The 24,139-nt window shown below is 73.1% G+C and carries 19 protein-coding genes; 12 read left to right on the top strand and 7 right to left on the bottom strand.

Annotated features, from left to right (window positions below; all coding sequences use genetic code 11):
- Window positions 1–56: 56 nt before the first annotated feature.
- The 4 genes from ABZS77_RS07480 to ABZS77_RS07495 all read left to right on the top strand — a co-directional run bounded on the left by ABZS77_RS07480 (window position 57) and on the right by ABZS77_RS07495 (window position 5,252).
- The gene (locus ABZS77_RS07480; RefSeq protein WP_354818724.1) at window positions 57–1,040 is read left to right on the top strand and encodes a phosphate acyltransferase PlsX; all 984 of its coding nucleotides are present in this window, start codon (window positions 57–59) and stop codon (window positions 1,038–1,040) included.
- Window positions 1,037–1,960, top strand: coding sequence for a ribonuclease III (rnc, locus tag ABZS77_RS07485; RefSeq protein WP_354818727.1), 924 nt, complete (start codon window positions 1,037–1,039; stop codon window positions 1,958–1,960). Before ABZS77_RS07480 ends, rnc begins: the two co-directional genes overlap by 4 nt.
- On the top strand, window positions 1,953–2,810 hold the full coding sequence (gene mutM, locus ABZS77_RS07490; RefSeq protein ID WP_354818730.1) for a bifunctional DNA-formamidopyrimidine glycosylase/DNA-(apurinic or apyrimidinic site) lyase: 858 nt from the start codon (window positions 1,953–1,955) through the stop codon (window positions 2,808–2,810). The genes rnc and mutM overlap by 8 nt, the downstream gene beginning before the upstream one ends.
- A 222-nt stretch (window positions 2,811–3,032) precedes the next feature.
- Window positions 3,033–5,252: an MMPL family transporter gene (locus tag ABZS77_RS07495; protein WP_354818733.1), complete on the top strand. Its 2,220-nt coding sequence runs from the start codon at window positions 3,033–3,035 to the stop codon at window positions 5,250–5,252.
- Window positions 5,253–5,298: 46 nt separating this feature from the next.
- On the opposite strand, the gene ABZS77_RS07500 is transcribed toward ABZS77_RS07495, so the two are convergent.
- On the bottom strand, window positions 5,299–6,141 hold the full coding sequence (locus ABZS77_RS07500; RefSeq protein ID WP_354818736.1) for an endo alpha-1,4 polygalactosaminidase: 843 nt from the start codon (window positions 6,139–6,141) through the stop codon (window positions 5,299–5,301).
- Window positions 6,142–6,258: 117 nt separating this feature from the next.
- Window positions 6,259–7,377: a CAP domain-containing protein gene (locus tag ABZS77_RS07505; RefSeq protein ID WP_354818739.1), complete on the bottom strand. Its 1,119-nt coding sequence runs from the start codon at window positions 7,375–7,377 to the stop codon at window positions 6,259–6,261.
- Window positions 7,378–7,750: 373 nt separating this feature from the next.
- Between ABZS77_RS07505 and ABZS77_RS07510 the strand changes: the two genes are divergently transcribed.
- The 3 genes from ABZS77_RS07510 (at window position 7,751) to ABZS77_RS07520 (ending at window position 12,528) form a co-directional block, all read left to right on the top strand.
- Window positions 7,751–7,945, top strand: coding sequence for a hypothetical protein (locus tag ABZS77_RS07510; RefSeq protein ID WP_007456482.1), 195 nt, complete (start codon window positions 7,751–7,753; stop codon window positions 7,943–7,945).
- Window positions 7,946–8,293: 348 nt separating this feature from the next.
- Entirely contained in the window at window positions 8,294–11,908 is a 3,615-nt protein-coding gene (gene smc, locus ABZS77_RS07515) for a chromosome segregation protein SMC (RefSeq protein WP_354818742.1), read from the top strand.
- Entirely contained in the window at window positions 11,908–12,528 is a 621-nt protein-coding gene (locus tag ABZS77_RS07520; RefSeq protein WP_354818745.1) for an HAD-IA family hydrolase, read from the top strand. The genes smc and ABZS77_RS07520 overlap by 1 nt, the downstream gene beginning before the upstream one ends.
- A gap of 7 nt (window positions 12,529–12,535) precedes the next feature.
- Here ABZS77_RS07520 and ABZS77_RS07525 read toward each other — a convergent pair whose 3' ends face one another.
- From ABZS77_RS07525 to ABZS77_RS07545, 5 genes are all read right to left on the bottom strand, one after another.
- Window positions 12,536–13,057, bottom strand: coding sequence for a DinB family protein (locus ABZS77_RS07525; RefSeq protein WP_354818748.1), 522 nt, complete (start codon window positions 13,055–13,057; stop codon window positions 12,536–12,538).
- 44 nt (window positions 13,058–13,101) lie between these two features.
- A complete protein-coding gene (locus ABZS77_RS07530; RefSeq protein ID WP_354818751.1) occupies window positions 13,102–13,596 on the bottom strand; it encodes a universal stress protein in 495 nt (164 codons plus the stop codon).
- Between the two features lie 9 nt (window positions 13,597–13,605).
- The gene (locus ABZS77_RS07535; protein ID WP_354818754.1) at window positions 13,606–15,225 is read right to left on the bottom strand and encodes an MDR family MFS transporter; all 1,620 of its coding nucleotides are present in this window, start codon (window positions 15,223–15,225) and stop codon (window positions 13,606–13,608) included.
- A 146-nt stretch (window positions 15,226–15,371) separates the two neighbouring features.
- Entirely contained in the window at window positions 15,372–15,812 is a 441-nt protein-coding gene (locus ABZS77_RS07540) for a MarR family transcriptional regulator (protein ID WP_354818757.1), read from the bottom strand.
- Window positions 15,813–15,822: 10 nt separating this feature from the next.
- On the bottom strand, window positions 15,823–17,550 hold the full coding sequence (locus ABZS77_RS07545; protein ID WP_354818760.1) for an alkaline phosphatase D family protein: 1,728 nt from the start codon (window positions 17,548–17,550) through the stop codon (window positions 15,823–15,825).
- A gap of 84 nt (window positions 17,551–17,634) precedes the next feature.
- On the opposite strand from ABZS77_RS07545, the gene ftsY reads away from it, so the two are divergent.
- The 5 genes from ftsY to ABZS77_RS07570 all read left to right on the top strand — a co-directional run bounded on the left by ftsY (window position 17,635) and on the right by ABZS77_RS07570 (window position 23,993).
- Window positions 17,635–18,816, top strand: a complete 1,182-nt coding sequence (ftsY, locus tag ABZS77_RS07550) for a signal recognition particle-docking protein FtsY (protein WP_354818763.1) — start codon at window positions 17,635–17,637, stop codon at window positions 18,814–18,816.
- Between the two features lie 6 nt (window positions 18,817–18,822).
- Window positions 18,823–19,686 carry an aminoglycoside phosphotransferase family protein gene (locus ABZS77_RS07555; protein ID WP_192580334.1) on the top strand — a complete coding sequence of 288 codons (864 nt, stop codon included), beginning with the start codon at window positions 18,823–18,825 and terminating at the stop codon, window positions 19,684–19,686.
- A 243-nt stretch (window positions 19,687–19,929) separates the two neighbouring features.
- Window positions 19,930–21,339, top strand: a complete 1,410-nt coding sequence (locus ABZS77_RS07560; protein WP_354818766.1) for an ammonium transporter — start codon at window positions 19,930–19,932, stop codon at window positions 21,337–21,339.
- Between the two features lie 25 nt (window positions 21,340–21,364).
- Window positions 21,365–21,703 carry a P-II family nitrogen regulator gene (locus tag ABZS77_RS07565; protein WP_172862163.1) on the top strand — a complete coding sequence of 113 codons (339 nt, stop codon included), beginning with the start codon at window positions 21,365–21,367 and terminating at the stop codon, window positions 21,701–21,703.
- Between the two features lie 16 nt (window positions 21,704–21,719).
- Window positions 21,720–23,993 carry a [protein-PII] uridylyltransferase gene (locus tag ABZS77_RS07570; protein ID WP_354818769.1) on the top strand — a complete coding sequence of 758 codons (2,274 nt, stop codon included), beginning with the start codon at window positions 21,720–21,722 and terminating at the stop codon, window positions 23,991–23,993.
- The last annotated feature ends 146 nt before the right edge of the window (window positions 23,994–24,139 follow it).

Genomic DNA, 24,139 nt, shown 5'->3' on the forward strand with positions numbered 1-24,139 from the left:
CGCCCGGTGCCCCGGCTCCCTCCGACGCCGGCCGGCCCAACCCGGTCGACGTCCCGGTGGAGCCGGGCACCGCGCGGATCGCCGTTGACCTCCTCGGCGGGGACAATGCTCCCGCCGTCGTGGTTGACGGCGCTCTGCGGGCCGTGCGCGCCGACCCGGACCTGCACCTGCTGCTCGTCGGTCCGACCGAGGTCGCCGACGAGTTGATCGCCGCGCTCGATCCGGACCAACGGTCCCGGATCACCGTGCGACCGGTCCGTGCCGTCGTCGGCATGGCCGACCACCCCAGCGCCGCCCGCGCCGAGAGCACCGTGCGAGCCGCCGTCACCGCCGTGCGCGACGGGACGGCCGACGCCCTGGTCTCGGCCGGCGCCACCGGCGCGACAGTCACCGCCGCCGTGCTCGGGCTCGGCCGCTGGCCGGAGATCCGCCAACCCGCCCTGGTCGCCACCCTGCCCGCGGTCACCGGGCCGGTCGTGCTGCTCGACGTCGGCGGCTCACTGGAGCCCCGCCCCGCCACCCTCGCCCGGCACGCCGTGCTCGGCGCCGCGTACGCCGAGGTGGCGCACTCGATCGCCGCTCCCCGGGTCGGCCTGCTCTCGGTCGGCACCGAGGCGGGCAAGGGCGACCGGGTCCGCCGCGCCACCGACCCGCTGCTGGCCGTCGAGCCGCTGCCCGGCGACGCGCGCTACGTCGGCCTGGTCGAGGGGTACGACGTGACGCTCGGCGCGCGCGCCGATGTCGTGGTCACCGACGGCTTCACCGGTAACGTGCTGCTCAAGGCCATCGAGGGCGCGTACGCCATGGCCGGCGGCCCGCCCGTCGGGGGTGGCGCCCCCCGCGCCGCCGCACTGCTGGGCGTGGCGGGAACGGTGGTCGTCTGCCACGGTTCCGCTCGCGCCGACGATGTCGCCTCCGGCATCGCCCTCGCCGCCCACCTGTGGCGGCGGCACGCCACCGACCTGGTCTCCGCCCTGCTCGACGGCGACGTCGCGACGGAGAACACCGACCGCTCCACCGACACCGAGGTACGTACATGAGCAACGACAAGCGGCGGCGGGCGTCCGTCGGTCACCTGGAAGCCGCGTTCGGCGTGAGCCTGGAACCGGAGCTGCTGCAACGGGCGTTGACCCACCGCTCGTACGCGTACGAGAACGGCGGTCTGCCCACCAACGAGCGGCTGGAGTTCCTCGGCGACTCGGTGCTCGGCGTGGTGATCACCACGGCTCTCTTCCACAACCACCCGGACCTGCCCGAGGGGCAGCTCGCCAAGTTGCGCGCCAGCGTCGTCAACATGCGGGCGCTCGCCGACGTGGCCCGTGGTCTGGGCCCGGACGGCCTCGGCGCGTACCTGCTGCTCGGCAAGGGCGAGGAGACCACCGGCGGCCGGGACAAGGCGAGCATCCTCGCCGACACCCTGGAGGCGCTGCTCGGCGCGATCTACCTCCAGTACGGGCTGGACACCGCCGGGATCGTCATCCACCGGCTCTTCGACCCGCTGATGGCGGAGTCGGCCGGCCGGGGCGCCGCGCTGGACTGGAAGACCAGCCTCCAGGAGTTGACGGCGGCGCTCGGGCTGGGTGTGCCGGAGTATCGGATCGAGGGCACCGGCCCGGACCACCTCAAGACGTTCACCGCGTGGGTGGTGGTGGCCGGCAACCGGTACGGCGGCGCCGAGGGGCGCAGCAAGAAGGAGGCCGAGCAGCGGGCCGCGGAGGCGGCCTGGCGGACGCTCGCCGAGCAGAACGACCAGGACGGCTCGGGGGACCGGGACGGGTCGGCCGACCGGGAGTCGGTGGGTCCGCTGGAGCGGGCCGAGCGGGTCGCCCGGACGGAGGAGGCCGACCACCTGGCGCAGGTGATGCCGGCCGACGTCGCGGCCCAGGAGTCGTCGGGCGGTGGCACGCAGGACCGGGTCGGCGCGGCCGTCGACCGCGACGCGGGGGCGGGGCGTGCCTGAGCTGCCCGAGGTGGAGACCGTCCGGCAGGGGCTGGCCCAGTGGGTCATCGGTCGCCGGATCGGCTCGGTGGAGGTCCGCCACCCGCGCGCCGTCCGCCGGCACGTCCCCGGTGGCGCGCACTTCGCCGACGTGCTCACCGGCCGTACGGTGCTCGACGTGCGGCGGCGCGGCAAGTATCTGTGGCTCCCGCTGGACAGCGGTGACGCGGTGATCGGTCACCTGGGGATGTCCGGTCAGCTGCTCCTGCAACCGTCGGGCACCCCGGACGAGACGCACCTGCGGGTGCGGTTCCGGTTCGCCGACGACGGGCCGGAGCTGCGCTTCGTCGACCAGCGCACCTTCGGGGGACTGTCGGTCAGCGAGGGCGGCGCCGACCTGCCGGCGGAGATCGCGCACATCGCCCGCGATCCGATGGACCCGGAGTTCTCCGACGCGGCGTTCGTGGCCGCGCTGCGCCGACGGCGGACCGAGGTGAAGCGGGCCCTGCTCGACCAGACGCTGATCTCCGGGGTGGGCAACATCTACGCCGACGAGGCGCTCTGGCGTGCCCGGCTGCACGGGGTACGCCCCACCGACGTGTTGACCGGCCCGGCGGCGCAGCGCCTGCTCGGGCACGTCCGGGACGTGCTCGGCGAGGCGATCAGGGAGGGCGGGACCAGCTTCGACGCCCTCTACGTCAACGTCAACGGCGAGAGCGGCTACTTCGACCGGGAGCTGAACGTCTACGGGCGTGAGGGTGAGCCGTGCCGGCGGTGCGGCACGCCGATCCGACGTGAGGCGTTCATGAACCGTTCGTCGTACAGCTGCCCACGCTGTCAGCCGCGGCCTCGGGGTGCCGCTCGGGGATGACCCGGAGCCGGCTCCGGGTCGGCTTCGGCGGGTCGCGGCCTGACGCTCCGGGCCGCACCCGGGAGCGAGCCCGGATCGTGGGTTGATGCCCGTCGGACGGGCCGGCCTTCCCTTGTGTACGGATTCCGGGTCGGCCCAGGGCCGAACCCCGATGTGACCGTCTCGTCACGCCCCTAGCGTCAGCACAGTTGGCAGGGGGCTGACGTGACGGGGGGATCCGAGATGGCTGGCAGACCGGTGACGGTGCGGATGGCGCGGTGGAGCGCCGAGCACCCGTGGCGGGCGATCGCCCTTTGGGCCGTGTTCGTGGCGGTGTGCTTCGTCGGTGGCAACGCCGCCGGTCTCAACGAGGCCACGAGCGGCGACCAGGCGATCGGCGAGGCGGGACGGGCCGGCCTCATCGTGGACGCCGGCGACTTTGACGACCCGGCGGTGGAGAACGTCCTGATCACCTCGCGGGGTGGTGCGCTGGACGCGGCGGCGGCGAAGGTCGCGGCCGACGACGCGGCGGCCCGGCTGCGGACGGTCACCGGCGTCGCCGAGGTGGGTCAGCCTGTCCCGGCCCGCGACGGGTCCGCGCTGCTGCTGCCGATCACCATGTCCGGCGATCCGGAGACGGCGTCGGACCGGGTGCAGCCGTTGCGCGACGCCACCGCCACCGTGCAGAGCGCGCATCCGCAGCTCCGCGTCGAGCAGGTCGGTGGTCCGTCGATCGGTCAGGCCCTGGACGACACCCTGGGCAAGGACTTCAAGCGTGCCGAACTGCTCAGCCTGCCGGTCACCCTCGCCATCCTGATCATCGCGTTCGGCGCGCTGATCGCGGCGAGCGTCCCGGTGCTGCTGGCGCTCTCCTCGGTCGCCGCGGCGATGGGTCTGTCCACCCTCGCCTCGCACCTGGTGCCGGCCACCGACACCACGTCCCCGGTGATCCTGCTGATCGGCATGGCCGTCGGGGTCGACTACTCGCTGTTCTACATCCGCCGGGAACGGGAGGAGCGTGCCAAGGGCCGGTCCGGTCTGGACGCCGTGGAGATCGCCGCGGAGACGTCGGGGCACGCGGTCGTGGTCTCCGGCTTCGCCGTGATCATCGCGATGGCCGGGCTGCTGCTCGCCGGCGACGTGGTCTTCTCGTCCCTCGCCGTCGGCTCGATCCTGGTGGTCGCCGTCGCGGTCACCGGTTCGCTGACCGTGCTGCCCGCCCTGCTGGCCCGGCTCGGCCGCTGGGTCGACCGGCCGCGGGTGCCGCTGCTCTGGCGGTTGACCGCGCCGCGTACCGGCCGGCACGGCACGCCTCGCCCGCCCCGGCTCTGGCCGGCGCTGCTCCGGCCCGCGCTGCGCGCCCCGGTGGCGACCCTGGTGATCTCGGTCGGGCTACTGCTCGCCCTGGCGGCACCGGCGCTGGGCATGAAACTGAAGTTCCCCGGCATGGAGGACCTGCCCCGCACCACCCCGGCCATGCAGGCGTACGACCGGCTCACCGCGGCCTTCCCGAGCACCGGCACCAACCACGTGGTGGCCGTCCGGGCGCCGGCCGAGCAGGCCGACCGGGTGCGCTCCGCCCTCACCGACCTGGCCACCCGGGCCGCCGGTGACCCGCTGTTCGCCCCGACCGAGGCGGACGGCCCGAAGATCCGGGTGTCGGCCGACCGGCGGGTGTCGGTGCTGGACGTCGCCACCCCGTACGCCAGCCGGGACGACCGCTCGGTGCGGTCGCTGGAGGAGCTGCGCTCGGACCTGGTCCCGGCCGAGCTGCGGGGCATCCCGGGCATCGAGTACGCGGTCGGCGGCAGCGTGGCCGACAGCGAGGACTACGCGCAGCACGTCCGCGACAAGCTGCCGCTGGTGATGGGTTTCGTGCTGGTGCTCACCTTCCTGGTCATGGTGCTCACGTTCCGGTCGGTGGTGGTCGCGGCCAGCTCGATCGTGCTGAACCTGCTCTCCGCCGGCGCCGCGTACGGGCTGCTGGTGCTGGTCTTCCAGGGGGACTGGGCCGAGGGGGTGCTCGGGTTCACCTCGATGGGCGCCATCGTGTCCTGGCTGCCGTTGTTCCTCTTCGTGGTGCTCTTCGGGCTGTCGATGGACTACCACGTGTTCGTGGTCAGCCGGATCCGCGAGGGCATCCGGGCGGGGATGCCCAACCGGGACGCCGTGTCGTACGGGATCACCTCGTCGGCCGGCGTGGTGACAAGCGCGGCGATCGTGATGGTCGGCGTGTTCTCGATCTTCGCCACGTTGAGCACGATCGACATGAAGCAGCTCGGCATCGGCCTCGCGGCGGCCATCCTGCTGGACGCCACGATCATCCGGGGAGTGGTGCTGCCGTCGCTGATGACCATGCTGGGCGACGCGAACTGGTGGGCGCCCCGCTTCCTGCGGCAGCGTCCGGCGCCCGCCCCCGCCGACCCGCCGGCGCCCGCCCCGGAGCTGGTGCCGGTGCCCTGAGGGCAGACGATGTGGCCGGGCCGCGACCGCGGCCCGGTCAGCCGTCTCAGGGCAGCGGGCAGGCGTCCCGCCCGGCGTCGAGCGTGCGGTCCTTGCGGATCGAGGCGAAGCCGTAGCCGACGGTCGTGACGCAGAAGTCGGCGGTCGAGCCGGTGTACTCGACGTGGAAGACGGGTTTGTCCGCGTCCGCGAACGGCAGCAGTTTGGCGCACTGGCCCAGGCGGACGCACTCCTCGTTGACCGCGAAGTCGAAGTCCGGCGCGAGCGCGGCGACCTGCGGCACGTCGTTCACCAGGCCGGGGGAGAGGCTCAACGACCGGGCCAGTCGGGCCAGCCGGCGGTTGAACAGCAACTGGTCGTCGAAGTCGAGCGCGAAGCCGGTGCGGGACGCGTACCCGTCGGCGTCGGCGAGGGCCACCGCGCCGAAGCCCTTGCCCCGGCAGAGCCGGAACCGGTCGGCGAGCACCGGTTCGAGGGCGTCCCAGGCGCGGACGTCCAGCCACCGGCTGCCGGGCCGACGCCCGACCGCGCCCCGCACGGCGTCCGGGAAGCGGCTGGCGTCCGGGTCGGCCGACCGGATCGACCCGACGTGCACCTGGCAGATCAGTCGACGGTCGTGCGAGCGCAGCTCGGCGGTCTGCGCGGCGGTGGTGTCGACCGGGTCCAGCAGGAAGACGTCCGCGTCCACCGTCGTGTCCAGCGGCCCGGTGAGCTGCCACTGCCACTGCCACTGGCGGGACTGACCGGCCGGCCACGCGGTGGGGGCGCCGGGTGGGGTCAGCTCGGCACGGCAGCCGTACGCCGGCACCACCAGGACCGCCGCGAGGCCGGCGGCCAGGAGGCGGCGCGGTGAACGCGTCGCGGCAGGTCGCCGCGGCCGGATCCGCATCGGCATCTCCCGGGTCCCGGGCGGCCCCTCGCCGCCCTCGGCCGGTACGCCGGCCCCGCGCTCGGCCCGACGTACCTCACCGGGTCAAACGAGCGCGGGGGCGCGGACGACGCGCGGTCAGCGCGGCGCCGCGAAGACCTGCGTCCAGTACGGGCCGTTGCTGCTGGCGATGCCGACGCCGATCTCGGTGAACGCGCAGTTCAGGATGTTGGCCCGGTGGCCGGAGCTGTTCATCCAGGCGTCCATCACGGCGGCCGGGGTCTTCTGGTTCCAGGCCACGTTCTCGCCGTAGGTGCGCCACGTGTAGCCGACGCGGTCCAGCCGGACGCCGGCGTTGCTGCCGTCGCTGCCGGTGTGCGACATGTTCTGGTGGTCGGCCTGGTCCTGGCTGTGCTTCTGGGCGGCGGTCATCAGCTTGTCGTCGATGCTCAGCGCCTTGCAGCCGGCCTTGGCCCGTTCGGCGTTGACCAGGTTCACCACCTCGCGCGCCTGGCTGCTCACCGTGCCGCTGGAGCTGCCGGAGCCGTTTGTGGTGATCCCTCCGGTGCTGCGCGGCGCGACGCGTCGGGAGGCGGCGGTGGTCCGCGACGGCGTCGGGCTGGGCTTGACGACCGTGCTCGGCGACGGGCTCGGCGGGGTGGCGGCCGTGGGTGTGCCGGTCGGGGAGGGCGCCGTGAGGGTGTCCAGGGCCGGTTGTTCGGCCGGCGCCGCGGACGTGGCGTACGTGTCGTCGACGGCCGTCGGCTCGCTTGCCGTGTTGTCGTCGCCGCCGGGCAGCGCGAGCGCCCCGACGCCGAAGCTCACCACGAGGGTGGCAGCGGCGGCCGCGCCGCCGATCATCAGCGGTCGACGCCAGCGGCGCGGGGAGCGGTGCTTCCCCTCGCCCGTCCGCGCGGTGGGCTCGGCCTCGGCGGCGCTCCAGCCGTCGGTGGACTCCGGGCCGGCGTCGGCGCGCCAACCGGTGGAGCCGGCGCGGACGTGCCGGTCGGTCGGGTCGTCGTCGGCCGGCTGGTGGGCCGGCCAGGCGGCGGCGTACGCGTCGGCGGGGGGCTCCGGCTGCCAGCGGGCGGTGGGCTGCGCACGCTGCCACTCGTCGCCGGGCCGGTCCGGGTCGTCGCCGAACAGGTAGGCCGAGCGGGGCTCCGGGCGGTCGGTCAGCCAGTCCGGCTCGTCTGTCTGCCGCTCAGCGCGCCGGGGTGCGCCGTTCGGGTCCATCGGGTCGGTCCAGCCGTACACGCCTCTGCCTCCACGGGGTCGGTTGTTGGCCGGGCTGACGCTACGACCCGCCTACGAGCTGCGGCAACGTGGCTAAGGAAGAGTTAAGGGGAAGTCGGACGCCAAGGTGCTGACTTCCCCGGATCCGGGCGTACAGTAAAGGCGTCCGGACAGAGAGTGTCCGTGCCGCGAAGGCAGCCCCCCGACAAGTGGACAGGTCGACGTAGAGATGATCTACGGCCTGCGAGAACTTGACGAAGGAGGGGTGTGCGGCTCAATATATAGGTGTCGCCAGTCGCGCCCGGTCATGCCCAGATACAGCCTGGAATGACAGCCGCGTATAAATGGGCGCGCGTTGGCCGGCCTTTCCGGCAGCGCATATCAAGGAGTCAGCATGGCGAAGGCCCTCTACGGCCACGTAGGTGCAGCGCCCGACCGGCGTCTGCTCGACGAGGTCACCCGGCTGCGTGCCAGGGTTCAGGCACTGGAGTTCGAGATCACGCGTCTGCGTGCCGACAATGATCGGCTCGCGGCGGCTGCGGCGGAGGCGGACGACCTGCTCCGTCTGGCCGAGCCGGCGCTGACCTGACCTTCGGGTCGGAAAAACTGAATCGCACCACCGCAGAAAAGCGCGCCGACACGTCATGTGCCGGCGCGCGACGCTGTCCGGCTCCCTTTCGCGCCCGACGATTCCTGATCTTGCGCTGGGTCGCGCGGAAACGGGTGAGCACTCCCGGGAAAGGCGCGACGGATAAGCCGATCATGAAAGGCGCTTGTCTTTCCCGCGCGTCCCTCGGAACGCGTCCCGCGCCCTCGTCCGGCGCCGTCCGGGGCGGGTCGCGTGCCGGCCCGCTCGCGTCACCGGGTTAGTCTGCGGGTTCACCCAGGTCCGCGCAGCCGGCGACGGTACGGCGGCCACCGGACGAGGATCGAGAAGGTGTATCTCAAGAGCCTGACGGTGAAGGGCTTCAAGTCCTTCGCCTCCGCCACGACGTTGAAGCTGGAGCCCGGGATCACCTGCGTGGTGGGCCCGAACGGCTCCGGCAAGTCGAACGTCGTCGACGCCATCGCCTGGGTGCTCGGCGAGCAGGGCGCCAAGGCGCTGCGCGGCGGCAAGATGGAGGACGTCATCTTCGCCGGCACCGCCGGTCGGGCGCCGCTGGGTCGCGCCGAGGTCACCCTCACCATCGACAACACCGACGGCGCGCTGCCGATCGAGTACACCGAGGTCTCCATCACCCGCCGGATGTTCCGCTCCGGCGAGAGCGAGTACGAGATCAACGGCGACTCCTGCCGACTGCTCGACATCCAGGAGCTGCTGTCGGACTCGGGCATCGGCCGGGAGATGCACATCATCGTCGGCCAGGGGCGGCTCGACGGCATGCTGCACGCCAAGCCGGAGGACCGCCGCGCGTTCATCGAGGAGGCGGCCGGCGTCCTCAAGCACCGCAAGCGCAAGGAAAAGGCGCTGCGCAAGCTCGACGCCATGCAGGTGAACCTGAACCGCCTGACCGACCTCACCGCCGAGCTGCGCCGCCAGCTCAAGCCGCTGGGCCGGCAGGCCGAGGTGGCCCGCCGCGCCGCCGCCATCCAGGCCAACCTGCGCGACGCCCGGCTGCGGCTGCTCGCCGACGACCTGGCCACCCTGCGCACCACCCTGGACCGGGAGATCGCCGACGAGACCGCCCTGCGGGAGCGGCGCGAGCAGATCGAGGGCGAGCACGCCGAGGTGCAGGGCCGCCTCGGTGAGCTGGAGGCGGCCCTGGCCGAGGACGCCCCGCTGCTCGCCGCCGCCCAGGACACCTGGTACAAGCTGTCCGCCCTACAGGAGCGCTTCCGCTCGATCGAGCAGTTGGCCCGGGAACGGCTGCGGCACCTCAGCACCAGCGGCGACGACGAGCGGCCCGGCCGCGACCCGGACCAGCTGGAGGCCGAGTCGGAGCGGGTCCGCGAGCAGGAGGAGGAGCTGCGCGCGGCGTTGACCGACGACCAGATCCGGCTCGCCGAGGCCGTCGAGCACCGCCAGGAGCTGGAACGGCAGCTCGCCGCCGCCGAACGGGAGCTGGTCGCCGCCGCCAAGGCCATCGCCGACCGGCGCGAGGGCATGGCCCGGCTCACCGGGCAGGTCAACTCGGCCCGCGCCCGGACCACGAGCGCCGGCGAGGAGATCGAACGTCTCGCCGTCGCGCACGCCGACGCTCTCGCCCGCGCCGAACAGGCCCAGGCCGACCTGGACGCGGTCGCCGCGCAGTCCACCGAGGCGGACCGGGACAACGCCGACCTGGACGCCCGGCACGCCGAGGCCGTCGCCGAGCAGGAGCGCGCGCAGGCCACCGTGCGGTCACTCGCCGACGCCGAGCGGGCCGCCGAGAAGGACGCCGCCACCTGGAAGGCCCGCGAGGAGGCGCTCGCGCTCGGGCTGCGGCGCAAGGACGGCGCCGGAGCGCTGCTCGCCCGCGCCGACGACGTACCGGGGCTGCTCGGCAGTCTCGCCGGGCTGCTCACCGTCGCCCCCGGCAACGAGGCCGCGCTGGCCGCCGCGCTCGGTGGCCTCGCCGACGCGGTCGCCGTCAGCGGGGTCGACGAGGCCGTCGAGGCGATGCGGCTGTTGAAGATCTCCGACGCCGGCCGGGCCGGCCTGCTGGTCGGCAGCCCGGCCGGACCGGGCATGACCGGCTCCGCCGACACACTGCGCCCGAAGCTGCCCGACGGCGCCCGCTGGGCACCCGACCTGGTGGAGTGCGGCGCCGAGCTGCGCCCGGCGGTGCACCGGGCGCTGCGGGACGTGGCGCTCGTCGACGACCTCGCCGCCGCCGCCGAGCTGGTCGCCGGCAACCCCGAGCTGCGCGCGGTCACCCCCGACGGCGATGTGGTCGGGGCGTACGCGGCGGCCGGCGGGTCGTCCAAGGCGCCCAGCTACATCGAGGTGCAGGCGGCGGTCGAGGAGGCCCGCGCCAACCGGGTCACCGCCGAACGCGCCGGTGCGGAGCTGCGCGACCAGCTCGTCGAGGCGCGCGCCGAGGTGGCCGCCGCCAAGGAGAGGGTGCAGCACGCCGCCGCCGAGAAGCGCGAGGCGGAGAGCCACCGCAACGCCGCCGCCCGCCGGCTCGCCGAGCTGGGTGCCGCCGCCCGCTCCGCGAAGGCGGAGACCGACCGGCTCGGCGACTCCCGTTCCCGCGCCGAGGCCGCCCGGCAACGGGACCTCACCGCGCTCGCCGAGCTGGAGGAGCGGCTGCGGCTGGCCGAGGAGACCCCGGTCGACGCCGAGCCGTCAAGCGAGGAGCGGGACCAGCTCGCCGCGATGGTGCCGCAGGCCCGGCAGAACGAGATGGAGGTCCGGCTCGCGGTGCGTACCGCCGAGGAGCGGGTCTCCTCGATCGCCGGCCGGGCCGACTCCCTCGCCCGGCAGGCCACCGCGGAGCGCGCCGCGCGCGAGCGCGCCGCCGCCCGGCGGGCCGCGCGCACCCGGGGCGCGGGCATCGCCCGGGCCGTCGCCGGTGGCGCCCGGGAGGCGCTCACCCGGCTCACCACCTCGATCGCGACGGCCGAGGAACGCCGCGACGCGGTCGCCCGGGAACGGGCCGCCCGCGAGGCGGAGCTCCAGGAGGTACGCGGGGCGGCCAAGCGGCTCGGCGCGGAGCTGGAGCGGCTGACCAGCCAGGTGCACCGCGACGAGGTGGCCCGCGCCGAGCAGCGCCTGCGCATCGAACAACTGGAGGCCAAGGCCGCCGAGGACTTCGGGTTGGACGTGGAGACCCTGGTCGCCGAGTACGGCCCCACCCAGCCGGTCCCGCCCACCCCGGCCGACGTGGCGCTGGCCGAACGGGACGGGCTGCCGGTGCCCGAGCCGGTCCGCTACGAGCGGCCGGTGCAGGAGAAGCGGGCCGCCAAGGCGGAACGGGAACTGGCCCTGCTCGGCAAGGTCAACCCGCTCGCGCTCGAGGAGTTCGCCGCGCTGGAGGAGCGCTTCAAGTTCCTCTCCGAGCAGTTGGAGGACCTCAAGGCCACCCGGCGCGACCTGCTCACCGTGGTCAAGGACGTCGACGAGCGGATCCTGGAGGTCTTCGCCAGCGCGTTCGAGGACACCGCCCGGGAGTTCGAGCAGGTGTTCACCGTGCTCTTCCCCGGCGGTGAGGGCCGGCTGATCCTCACCGACCCCGAGGACCTGCTCACCACCGGCGTCGAGGTGGAGGCCCGACCACCGGGCAAGAAGATCAAGCGGCTCTCCCTGCTCTCCGGCGGCGAACGGTCGCTGACCGCGGTGGCCATGCTGGTGGCGATCTTCCGCGCCCGGCCCAGCCCGTTCTACATCATGGACGAGGTGGAGGCGGCCCTGGACGACGTCAACCTGGGCCGGCTGATCACGTTGCTGGCACAGTTGCGGGAGAAGAGTCAGCTGATCGTCATCACCCACCAGAAGCGGACGATGGAGATCGCCGACGCGCTCTACGGCGTGACCATGCGCAGCGGGGTCACGCAGGTGATCAGCCAACGGCTCAACCGGGCCGACGAGGACGACCAGCGGCACAGCCGCGGCGAGGAGAACGGGTAGTGGCTCGGGAACGCGCGACGGCGCTCCTGCTGGACTTCGACGGCGTACTGCGTCGCTGGGAACCGGCGGTGGCCGCGGAGGTCGAGCGGGAGTACGGCCTCTCCGAGGGGGTGCTCGGCGAGATCGCGATGCAGTGGGGTCGGCTCCAGCCGGTGCTGACCGGCCAGATCAGCCACGCCGACTGGATGGCGAGCGTGGCGGACGCGCTCACCGACTCCGTGGGCAGCCCGGAGCGGGCGCGCGCCGCCGTCGAGCAGTGGCAGCGGTACCGGGGCGAGGTGGACCCGGAGGTGCTGGCGTTCGTCCGCGAGGTGCGGGCTGCCGGCGTCCGGGTCGGGCTGGGCACCAACGCCACCGACCTGCTCGACGCCGACCTTGCCGCCCTCGGCCTCGTCGACGAGCTGGACGTGGTGGTCAACTCGTCGGTCGTCGGCGTGCACAAGCCGGCCCCGGAGTATTTCCAGGCGGCCTGCCGGGCGCTTGCCACCCCACCGGCCCGGGTGCTCTTCGTCGACGACGAGGACTGGGCCGTACGGGGTGCCCGCGCAGCAGGCCTGTCGGCGCACCGCTGGGGCGGCCACGCCGACCTGCGCTACCTGCGGGCGGCCCTGGACCACTGAACGCCTGTCACTCGCCGGTGACGCCGTCGATGCGTTCCCGGATCAGGTCGGCGTGGCCGTTGTGCCGGGCGTACTCCTCGATCATGTGCACGTACACCCAGCGCAGGTTGAACGTGCGCTTCTTGGCGCTGACCTCGGTGAAGGTCTCGTCCAGCGAGTGGCCGGCGGCGGCCTCGCGGGCCAGCGCCACCTCCCGGTGGAAGATGGCGAAGTCCGCCTCGGCGTCGGCGCTGCTGACGTCGTGGTCGGCGTCGGGGTTCTCCGGCGTGAAGTACGGGTAGTCGACCTGCTGCCCGGCGAAGTTCTCCCGGAACCACCAGGCCTCCACCTCGGCCAGGTGCCGGACCAGGCCGAGCAGGGTCAGCCCGGACGGCTCCACGCTCGGCGTGCGCAACTGCTCCCCGGTCAGGCCGGCGCACTTGAGCAGCAGTGTCTGCCGGTGGTAGTCGAGCCAGCCGTCGAGCATGGTGCGCTCGTCGCCGACGTACGGTTCGGGGGTCCGGGTGATCTCCGGTGCTGTCCAGGTCATGCCGCGCATCCTGCCCGGCGCCCCCGACACGCCGCGACGGATTATCAGGGCACCACGACGACGGGCCAGCGGCCGGTGCGGACCAGCCGGGTGGCGACCGAGCCGACCAGCCGGTGACCGGCCTGCTCGGAGCAGCCCACCACGACCATGTCGGCCTGCACCTCGTCGGCCGCCGCGCACAGCTCGGCGTACGCGTCGCCGCGCCGGCACAGGAAGGTCAGCGGCACGCCCAGCTCCTCGGCCCCGCGCCGGCATTCGCGGCGCAGTTCCTCGGCCAGCTCGTCGTGGGTCCGCTGAACGGCGCCGGCGTCCATTCCGGGCAGCATGGCGGTCAGCCCGCTCGTGGAGCTGACGAAGACCACCACGAGCGCGGCGCCCTGTCGGCGGGCCAGGCCAGCGGCGTACCAGCCGGCCCGCTCGGAGGTGCGGGTGCCGTCGACGCCGACCAGGACGACCCGGGGCCCGTCCGTGCCGCGTTCGAAGGGCAGTGGGCGGGTCCGGGGGCCGTACTCCTCGCGGTCGGGGGCTCCCACGCTCATGGTGCTACCTCACCTCTGCTCGCCGGTACGGACCACGGCCGCGCCAGCGCCGACCGCGATGGTTGGTTCCTGCTCGACCTCGGGGACGACCGCGGAGCCGCTGTGCTGCCGCAGCGGCACCTCCTTGATGAAGCTCACCGCGATCAACGCGATCAGCGCGAAGGGGGCGGCGGCCAGGAAGATGTCGCCGGCACCGTGGCCGTACGCGCCCTCGACCACGGCCCGGATCGGCCCGGGCAGGGTGTGCACGTCGGGAAGGGTGCCGCCGCTGCCCGAGCTGGACGCGGCGATCCCGAGCCGGCCGAGGCCCTCCGCGGTGTAGCCCGTGACCTTGTGGGCGAGCACCGCGCCGAGCACGGAGACGCCGATCGCGCCGCCGAGGCTGCGGAAGAACGCGACAGTCGAGCTGGCCACGCCGAGTTCGTGCGTGCCGACGGTGTTCTGCACGGCGAGGACCAGGTTCTGCATGGTCATGCCCAGACCGATGCCGACCAGCGCCATGTAGACGCTGAGCAGGGTGAAGCTGGTGTCGGCGCGGAGCGTGCCCATCAGCGCGAAGCCGGCGGTGAGCAGCGCCGTACCGATGACCAGGAACCGCTTCCAGCGGCCGGTCCGGGTGATGATCCGTCCGCTCAGCGTGGAGGAGACCAGCAGACCGAGGATCATCGGCAGCGTCATCAGGCCGGACATGGTCGGGCTCTGGCCGCGGCTGATCTGGAAGTACTGGCCGAGGAAGACCGAGGCGCCGAACATGCCCACGCCGACCGCGATGCTGGCGACGACGGCCAGGGTGATGGTGCGGTTGCGGAACAGCCGCGGCGGGATCATCGGCTCGGCTGCCCGGGTCTCGACCCGGATCGCCAGCGCGGCGAGCGCCAGGGCGCCGACCACCATCACGGCGCTCTGCCAGGAGGCCCAGGCGAACTGACCGCCGGCGAGCGAGACCCAGATCAGCAGCAGCGAGACGGCCGCGGTGATCAGCGTGGCGCCCCACCAGTCGATCTGCGCCTTCCGCTTGATCACGGGCAGGTGCAGGGTCTTCTGGAGAACGACCAGCGCGGCGATGGCGAACGGCACGCCGACGTAGAAGCACCAGCGCCAGCCGAGCCATGAGGTGTCGACGATCACACCGCCGATCAGCGGGCCGCCGATCGTGCCGACGGCCATCACGGCGCCGAGGTAGCCGCTGTAGCGGCCCCGCTCGCGCGGCGCGATCATGGTTGCCATGATGACCTGGGCCAGCGCGGTGAGGCCACCGGCGCCGATTCCCTGGAGAACCCGGCAGGCGATCAGCTCACTGGTGCCCTGCGCGGCCCCGGCCAGCACCGAGCCCAGCACGTAGATCCCCAGGGAGATCTGGACCAGGAGTTTCTTGCTGGTCAGGTCCGCGAGTTTGCCCCAGATGGGGGTGGTCGCGGTGGTCGCGAGCAGGGCCGAGGTGACGACCCAGGTGTACGCGGACTGGCCGCCCTTCAGTTCGGTGATGATCCTCGGCAGCGCGTTCGAGACGACCGTGGAGGAGAGGATCGCGACGAACATGCCCAGCAGCAGGCCGGAGAGGGCCTGCAGGATCTGCCGGTGCGTCATGTCGACGCCGGTCGCCCGTGTGGGCGCTGTCGCCTGGCTCATCGTTGCTGCCTCCGGATGGAGTCGAGGTGGAGCGACGGGGGCGGTTTCGCGAGGGTCGCCTGAGAGTTGCCTGAGGCAACCGTATGTTTGGTTGCCCGAAGCAACAACCTGACGGAGCGGCGCGCTATTCCCCGGACGGCGTCCGCCTACTGCCAGGCGTCGTTGAACCGGCCGAGCAGCCGCGCGAACTCCTCGACGTCCCGGGCCGGCCAGTCGTTCAACGTGCGCAGCAACTCTCCCACCCGCGCGGCCCGGGCCGCGTCGAACCGGCGCTGGCCCTCCTCGGTGAACGTGATCTGCGCGGCCCGCCGGTCGTTCGGGTCGGGGTCGCGACGGACCAGACCGAGGACCTCCAGCGCGTTGATCTGCCGGCTCAGCGTCCCCTTGCCCACGCCGAGCCGCGCCGCCAACTCGGTCAACCGGATCGACCCACTGCGCCGCAGCCAGAGCAGCAGCCCGTAGGTGTTCGGTTCGAGGGTCGGATGCACCTCCCGGGCGATCTCCCACGAAACCGCGCGCCCTCGACGCAGCAGAGCGGTCAACTCGTGCTCGACCGCCCGGATCGGTTGCGGCAGGTGCTCGTCCACGGCCTAGAGACTACGGCGCGGTCCGGTCCCCGCCAGCCGAGAGTCGACGTCGCATCACCGGCCGTAGGTGCCCGTCCTTCGTGGTGCCCTCGATCGTCACGTCCGCACCACGCCCCTCATGGGTCAGGGTGGCCACCGCGTTACCGAAGTACGGACCCGCCAGCTTGCGCCAGCGCACGCTCGGCCGGCGTACGCCCGCCGAACGGGCCAGCGCCCGGGTGGCCCCGGCCGGACCGGCAGACCAGCCCAGCCGCATCAACGGACGGATGCCGGCCGGCACCTGGTTGTGGATCGGTGAGCAGGTGAGCTGGTGCACGGGGGTCACCACGGCGGGATCGGCGAACCGGGCCCGCGCCACGTACGAGTGGTGCACATCCCCGGAGAGCACGCTGATCGACGCCGGTGGGGCGTACGCCGGTCCCGCGCCGACCCGGGCGCCGGACTCCCTCGGGGTGCCGGTGCCGATCCGGGCGAACGTCTCCGCGAGCGCCTCGAAGGAGCGCCGGAACGCCGCCCAGTGCTCCAGGTCCAGAGCGCGGCGCAGCTTCTCCGCCCACCGCGCCATCCACGGCCGGCGCGAGTCCGCCAACTTCTCGTTCCACGCCTCGATGTGGTGGATGCCCTGCGGCAGCAGCCAGGGCAGCGAGGCGCCGACCACCAGGTGGTCGTAGACGCCGTGCGCCTGGTCGAGGAACCAGGACCACTCGCCCGGCGGCAACATCGCCCGGCTGCCCGGCTCGAGCACCCGACTGCACCTGTTGTCCAGCATGACCAGCCGGGTACGGCCCAGGTCCAGGGCGTAACTCCACTGGTACTGCACCGCGCGCCAGCGCTCCGTGTCGTGCGCCAGGTCGGACTCCTGGTCCACCCGGTGCCCGAACTCGCGCAGCACGCTCGTGGCGTCCTCGGCGGTGGCGACCTTGGCGAAGACCGGGTCGGCGGCGATCTCGTCCGGGGAGAGGTTGCCCAGGTGCTGGTAGACCCAGTACGAGGCGAGCCCACTGCCGATCCGCTCCTGCCACCACGGCTGCTCGCGCATCTCGGCGCGCCACGCCGCCGAGGTGTTCCAGTCGTCGATGATCTCGTGATCGTCGAAGATCATCACGCTCGGCACGGTGGAGAGCAGCCAGCGGATCTCCGGATCGCGCCACGACTCCAGATAGAGCTTCGTGTACTCGTCGAAGCTCACCACCTGGTCGGCCGGAGCGCCCTTCGGCCGCCGCCGGCGCCGACGCAGCAGCCGCCGCACCGTCGGCGAGGTCACATCGGCGTACACCTGGTCGCCGAGCAGCACCAGCAGGTCCGGCAGCGCGTTGGACTCCGGGTCGGCCATCAACCGCCTGGCGTACGCGTCGAGCGCGTCCGGCGGGAGCTTGCGGGTGGTGGAGTGCTGCGTCGTCTCCCGGCACGAGCCGAAGATCAGGTTGACCGGCTGGTCCCGGTCGTCGGCCGCCCGGGTGCGGATCACGCTCGGCGGGAAGCCGCTGCTGGGCACCGGCCAGACCAGCTGGTCGTCGACGAGCACCTCGTAGGTGGTCTCGCTGTCCGGGCTGAGCCCCTCCACCACGACGAGGGCGTAGTGGTGGTCGTACGCCGAGAAGGTGGGCGCGGTGCCGGTGGCGCCGCTGGCGGTGCGGACGGTGACCACGGCGGGCGCCGCCGTCTCCACCCAGATGGTCGCCCGGGTGTCGACGACTCGCCGCAGGAGAGGGCCGATGAGGAGGTGTGCGGCGGGCATGCGGCCGAGCCTACCGCCGGTTCCCGGCACCGGCCGGGGTGCGGTGGCTGGGACGCCGTCGCCGGCATCTGACAGGATTCCGGCATGGCCGAATATCTCGTCCTCGCTCTGGTCCTGCTCGGTGTGCTGATCGCCGGCACAGTCGGGCTGGTCGTGCCGCGCCTGCGGCGGCGGCCCGAGCCCCCGCTGCCCCGCACCGAGGTCGACACCCGGGCCGAAGAGGATCTCGCCGGCCCGCCGGTCGAGGCACCCGAGTCCGATCTGTCCACCGGTGTCCTGGTCGAGCCGCCACCGGTGATCGAGGCACCCGTGGAGGTGCCCGAGCCGACCGCCGGACGGCTGGTCCGGCTCCGCTCGCGGCTCTCCCGCTCGCAGAACGTCTTCGGCAAGGGCCTGCTCGGCCTGCTTGCCCGCGACCACCTCGACGAGGACGTCTGGGAGGAGATCGAGGACAGCCTGATCACCGCCGACGTCGGCGTCGACGCCACCCGCGACATCGTCGACCGGCTCCGCGAACGGACCCGGGTGCTCGGCACCCGGTCCGCCTCCGAGCTGCGGGCGCTGCTCGCCGCCGAGCTGGTCAACGCCCTCGACCCGGGCATGGACCGCTCGCTGCGGACCGCCCCGAAGGACGGCGTCCCGGCGGTCGTGCTCGTGGTCGGCGTCAACGGCGCCGGCAAGACCACCACCTGCGGCAAGATCGCCCGGGTGCTGGTGGCCGACGGCCGCAGCGTGCTGCTCGGCGCCGCGGACACCTTCCGGGCCGCCGCCGCCGACCAGCTGGAGACCTGGGGGTCCCGCGTCGGCGCGGAGACCGTGCGCGGCCCCGAGGCCGCCGACCCGGCAAGCGTCGCCTTCGACGCCGTCAAGCGCGGCATCGACACCGGCGTGGACACCGTGCTCATCGACACCGCCGGCCGCCTGCAGAACAAGGTCGGCCTGATGGACGAGCTGGGCAAGGTCAAGCGCGTGGTGGAGAAGCAGGGCCCCATCGACGAGACACTGCTCATCCTCGACGCCACCACCGGGCAGAACGGCCTGGAACAGGCCCGGGTCTTCACCGAGGTCGTCAACGTGACAGGTGTGGTGCTGACCAAGCTCGACGGCACCGCCAAGGGTGGCATCGTGATCGCCGTGCAACGCAAGCTCGGCATCCCGGTGAAGCTCGTCGGTCTCGGCGAAGGCAAGGACGATCTGGCCCCGTTCGACCCCGCGCAGTTCGTCGACGCGTTGCTGGGGACCGAGGCCACCGGACGGGACGCGTAGTCTCGGGTGACCACCGACGATCGCGCGTACGCGGGCTGGCGCGACCCCGGCCACCCCTCGCAGCGCCTCGGGAGACCGTACGTGACTTCGCAGGAGATCCCGCTGCACGGCGGCAACGTGAGCACCGTGGTCCGGGTCGGGGACACGGTCCGTCGCAACGCCGGGCCGTGGACCCCGTCCGTGCACGCCCTGCTGCGGCACCTGGAGTACGTCGGCTTCACCGGCGCGCCCCGGGCGCTGGGCATGGACGAACGCAACCGCGAGGTGCTGTCGTACCTGGAGGGGGAGTGCGGGGAGTACCCCCTGGCCCCGCACTGGGTCACCGACGAGGCGCTGGTCACCGTCGCCACCATGCTGCGGATGTTCCACGACGCGCAGTACGGCTTCACCCCGCCGCCGGGGGCGGTCTGGCGCTCGTTCGGGCCACCGCCGCCGGACACCGAGGTGATCTGCCACCACGACGCCGCGCCGCACAACGTGATCTGGCGACCCGACGGCACCCTCGGGCTGATCGACTTCGACCTCGCCTCGCCCGGCGCCCGGATCTACGACGTGGCGTACGCGGCCTGGACCTGGGTGCCGATCTTCGCGGACCGGGACTCGATCACCCTGGGCTGGAAGCGTCCGGACCGGCCGCGCCGGTTGCGCCTCTTCGCCGACGCGTACGGTCTGATCCCGCGGGACCGGCACCGGCTGATCCGCACCATCCGCAAGCGGATCGTGGACCACGTCGAGGGCATCCGCCGGATGGCCGCAGCCGGCGAGCCGGCGTTCGTCCGGATCGTGCACAAGGGGCACCTGCGCCGGCCGATGCGTGACCTGCGGCTGCTCGACTACGAGCGGCACGCCTTGGAGAACGCCCTCCGCTGAGCGCCGTCCGGTCGATGAAACCGGCCGGTCGGCCATCGACGCGCGCCGTCCGGGCGATCCGCCCCCGTCCATGCCGCGTACTGTGCGGACTTCGTGACACGTACGAAACAACCCGTCACCAAACGGAAACCCGCACGGGACGCTTGGTGAAACAGCCGGCCGCGAAGCTTCCGCGCAACCGGCCTACGGGCGACGCTGCCCCGGAAAGCCGCGAAGGAGGACTTCACCTTTTAGGAGGCCAGCGTGCCTGAAGCACCGACGATCGACGGCGCCAATACCACGTGGCTGCTGGTTTCGACCGCGCTCGTGCTGCTCATGACCCCCGGACTGGCGCTGTTCTACGGCGGCCTCAACCGGGCCAAGGGCGTACTCAACATGATGATGATGAGCTTCTCCGCCATCGGGCTCATCAGTGTTCTGTGGTGGTTCTACGGCTTCAGCGTCGCCTTCGGGGCCGACGTGAACGGTTTCTGGGGCGACCCGGGCGCGTACCTCGGCACCAAGACGTTCCTCGCCGAGACCGACCTGTGGGGTGCCACGGCGGAGAACCCCAGCGGCATCGGGGTCCCGCTCTACGTGTTCATGGCGTTCCAGATGGTCTTCGCGGTGATCACCGTCGCGCTGATCAGTGGCGCCATCGCCGACCGGGCCAAGTTCGCCGGCTGGCTGCTGTTCGCGTTCGGGTGGGCCACCCTGGTCTACTTCCCGGTCGCCCACTGGGTGTGGGGCGGCGGCATCATCGGCGCCGACATCCACGCGCTGGACTTCGCCGGCGGTACCGCGGTGCACATCAACGCCGGTGCGGCGGCCCTGGCCGTGGCGCTGGTGCTCGGCAAGCGGCTCGGCTGGCCACGTGAGGGCATGAAGCCGCACAACATCCCGCTTGTCGCGCTCGGCGCCGGTCTGCTGTGGTTCGGGTGGTTCGGGTTCAACGCCGGGTCGGAGCTGACCGTCGACTCGGTCGCCGGTCTCGCCTTCATCAACACGCAGCTCGCCACGGCGGCGGCGGTACTCGGCTGGATCGCTGTCGAGTGGATCAAGGACCGGAAGCCGACAATGGTGGGCGCGTCGTCCGGCGCGGTCGCCGGCCTGGTCGCCATCACCCCGGCCTGTGGCTTCATCGCCCCGTGGGCGGCCGTCCTGCTCGGCATCGTCGCCGGGGTCGTGTGTGCGCTCGCGGTCAGCCTCAAGTACAAGCTCGGCTACGACGACTCCCTCGACGTGGTCGGCGTGCACTTCGTCGGTGGTTGGATCGGGTCGCTCTGGCTGGGCCTGTTCGCCACCAACTCGGTGAACGCCGCGATCAGCGACGTGGTGGGTGCCTCCGACGGCCTCTTCTACGGCGGCGGCGCGACCCAGCTCGGACGGCAGGCCCTGGCCGGCCTGATCGTCACCGTGTGGTCGTTCGGTATCGCCTGGGTGCTGGCCTTCGTCATCGAGAAGACCATCGGCTTCCGCGTCAAGGGTGAGGCCGAGGTCGAGGGCATCGACATCGCCGAGCACGCCGAGAGCAGCTACGACCTGTCTCCTGCGGGCGGCGGCACGGGCAGCGCGTTCGCGATGGCCGGCATCGGCACCCCCGGTGGCGGCACGAGCGGCGCCAAGCCGGAGGCGGAGCCCGCCGAGCCGGTAAGCGAAAAGGTCGCCGGTTAACGTTCCTGGGATGGAGGGGTTGGACATGAAGCTGGTGACCGCGGTCATCAAGCCGTACCAGCTGGACGCGGTGAAGGAGGCCCTGCACGCCCTCGGCGTGGCCGGGCTGACCGTCAGCGAGGTCCAGGGGTACGGACGGCAGAAGGGGCACACCGAGGTCTACCGGGGTGCCGAGTACACGGTCGAGTTCCTGCCCAAGATCCGGGTCGAGGTGCTCACCGACGAGATCGACGTGGACAAGGTGGTGGACGCCATCGTCGGCGCCGCCCGCACGGGCAAGATCGGTGACGGCAAGGTGTGGGTCACCGGTGTCGAAGAGGTCGTCCGGGTCCGTACCGGCGAACGCGGCCTAGACGCCCTCTGACCGCGAGGACGCCGACATGACCTCGTTGATCAGGAAGAACGCGTCAGGACACGCCGGTGACGGCGACGCGAACCTCTTGATCAACGAGGTCGTCGGCGTACGCGGGGGGATCGGGGAGACCGCCCGGGTGGGGCGGGCGGCCGTTTACGACTCCTTTCTGCGCGGGTTGCTGCCGGCACGGGACGGGGTGGCACTGCTCGCCGTCGGCGGGTTGGGGCGGCGGCAGTGCGCGCCGTACGGCGACCTCGACCTCGTCCTCCTGCACGCCGGGGTGCCCGGCACCGACGAGCTGGCCGCCTCGGTCTGGTACCCGATCTGGGACGCCGGCCTGCGCCTCGACCACTCGGTACGCACCGTCTCCGAGGCGCTGTCGGTGGCCCAGGACGACGTCAAGGTGGCCCTCGGGTTGCTCGACGCGCGACTGGTGGCCGGCGACCGGGCACTGGCCGACGCGCTGATCCGCACCGCCGCCGACCACTGGCGGCGGACCGCCCTGCGGCACCTGCCCGGTCTGCGGCAGGTCACCGACGCCCGCTGGCAGGCCCACGGCGAGCTGGCCTTCCTGCTCGAGGGTGACCTCAAGGAGGCAGCTGGCGGCCTGCGCGACGTGGGGCTGCTGCGGGCCATCTCCGCCGCCGGCATCACCGACGCGCTGCGCCCCGCCGTACGGGCCGCCCACCTGCGCCTGCTGGACACCCGCGACGCCCTGCACCAGCAGGTCGGGCGCCGGGTCGACCGGTTGGTCGCCCAGGAACGCGACGGCGTGGCCGCGCTGCTTGGCCTGGAGGACGGGGACGCCCTCCTGCGTCGGGTCGCCGGGGACGCCCGCACGGTCAGCCACGCCCTGGACGACGCCTTCCGGGCCGCCGACCGGCTGCGTTCGGGCCGGTCCCGAGGCGGGAACGGTCCCGTGCGCCGCCCGGTGGCCCGTGACGTCGTCGAACATGACGGCGAGCTGGTGCTCGCCCGGACCGCCATCGGCGCGCGCCCCGACCCGAGCCTGTCCCTGCGGATCGCCGCTGCGGCGGCCACCACCCGGCTGCCGATCGCCCGGGCCACCTGCGAGTGGCTGGCGGCGTACTGCCCGCCGCTGCCCGCACCCTGGCCGGCCGAGGCGAGGGCCGCGCTGACCACCCTGCTCGGCGCCGGTCCCGGTCTGGTGCCAGCCTGGGAGACGTGCGACAGGTACGGGCTGGTCGACGGCTGGCTGCCCGAGTGGACCCGCCTGCGCAGCCTGCCCCAGCACAACCCGGTGCACCGCTACACCCTCGACCGGCACCTGGTGCAGACCGCCCACGAGGCCAGCCGACACACCCGCGAGGTGGAACGCCCCGACCTGCTGCTGCTCGGCGCCCTGCTGCACGACATCGGAAAGGGCCTCCCCGGTGACCACAGCACCGTCGGGGTGCCGCTCGCCGAGGCGGTGGCGACCCGGATCGGGCTGCCGGCCGCCGAGGCCGAGCTGATCGGCACGCTTGTGCGACTGCACCTGCTGCTGCCCGACGTGGCCACCCGCCGGGACCTGGCCGACCCGGTCACCATCGCCTCGGTGGCGGAGGCGGTCGGTGACACCGGCACGCTCGACCTGCTGCACGCGCTGGTGCGCGCGGACGCGGCGGCGACCGGGCCGGCGGCCTGGTCGGACTGGAAGGGTCGACTCGTCGCCGAGCTGGTCGCCCGGGTCCGTACCGCACTGGACACCGGCGCCCTGCCCGAGCCGCCGGCTCCGGACCCGGCGCTGCTGGCCGGGCCGCTTCCGGTCGTCCACCTCGCCGAGGACCGGGTGGCGGTGGCCGCCGCCGACCGGCGTGGGCTGCTCGCCACGGTGGCCGGCTGTCTGGCGCTGCACCGGCTGGAGGTGATCTCGGCGGACGCCTCGGCGGTCGACGGCCGGGCCCTGGTCGAGTGCCGGGTGCAACCCCGCTACGGGTTACCACCGGACCCGGTCCCACTCCGGGCCGACCTGCGCCGGGCCGTCGCCGGGGACGTGTCGGTCACCCAGCGGCTGCGCGGGCGTGCGCTCGCCGGTCGTGGCGGTGGCGCGGCCCCCCGCGTGGTGTGGCACCGCGAGGCGGCCACCGACGCCGTGCTCCTGGAACTACGCGCCGCCGACGCCGCCGGGCTGCTCTACCGGGTCGCCTGCGCGCTCGACGAGGCCGGAGCCCTGGTCCGCGCGGCCCGGATCTCCACCCTCGGCGGCGACGTGGTGGACGCCTTCTACCTGGTGGGCGGCTGGCCGGACGACGACACCCGGGCTCGCCTGGAGGCCGCCGTCCTCGCCGCCGTCTGACCTGCGGTTCCCGGCCGTCGTCGGGCCGTGCGTCGGGCCGGTCGTGCGTCGGGCCGTGCGTCGGGCCGGTCGTGCGTCGGGCCGTGCGTCGGGCCGGTCGTGCGTCGGGCCGTGCGTCGGGCCGGTCGTGCGTCGGGCCGGCCGCG

It is taken from the genome of Micromonospora sp. NPDC005298 (assembly GCF_040607375.1).
GTDB lineage: Bacteria > Actinomycetota > Actinomycetes > Mycobacteriales > Micromonosporaceae > Micromonospora.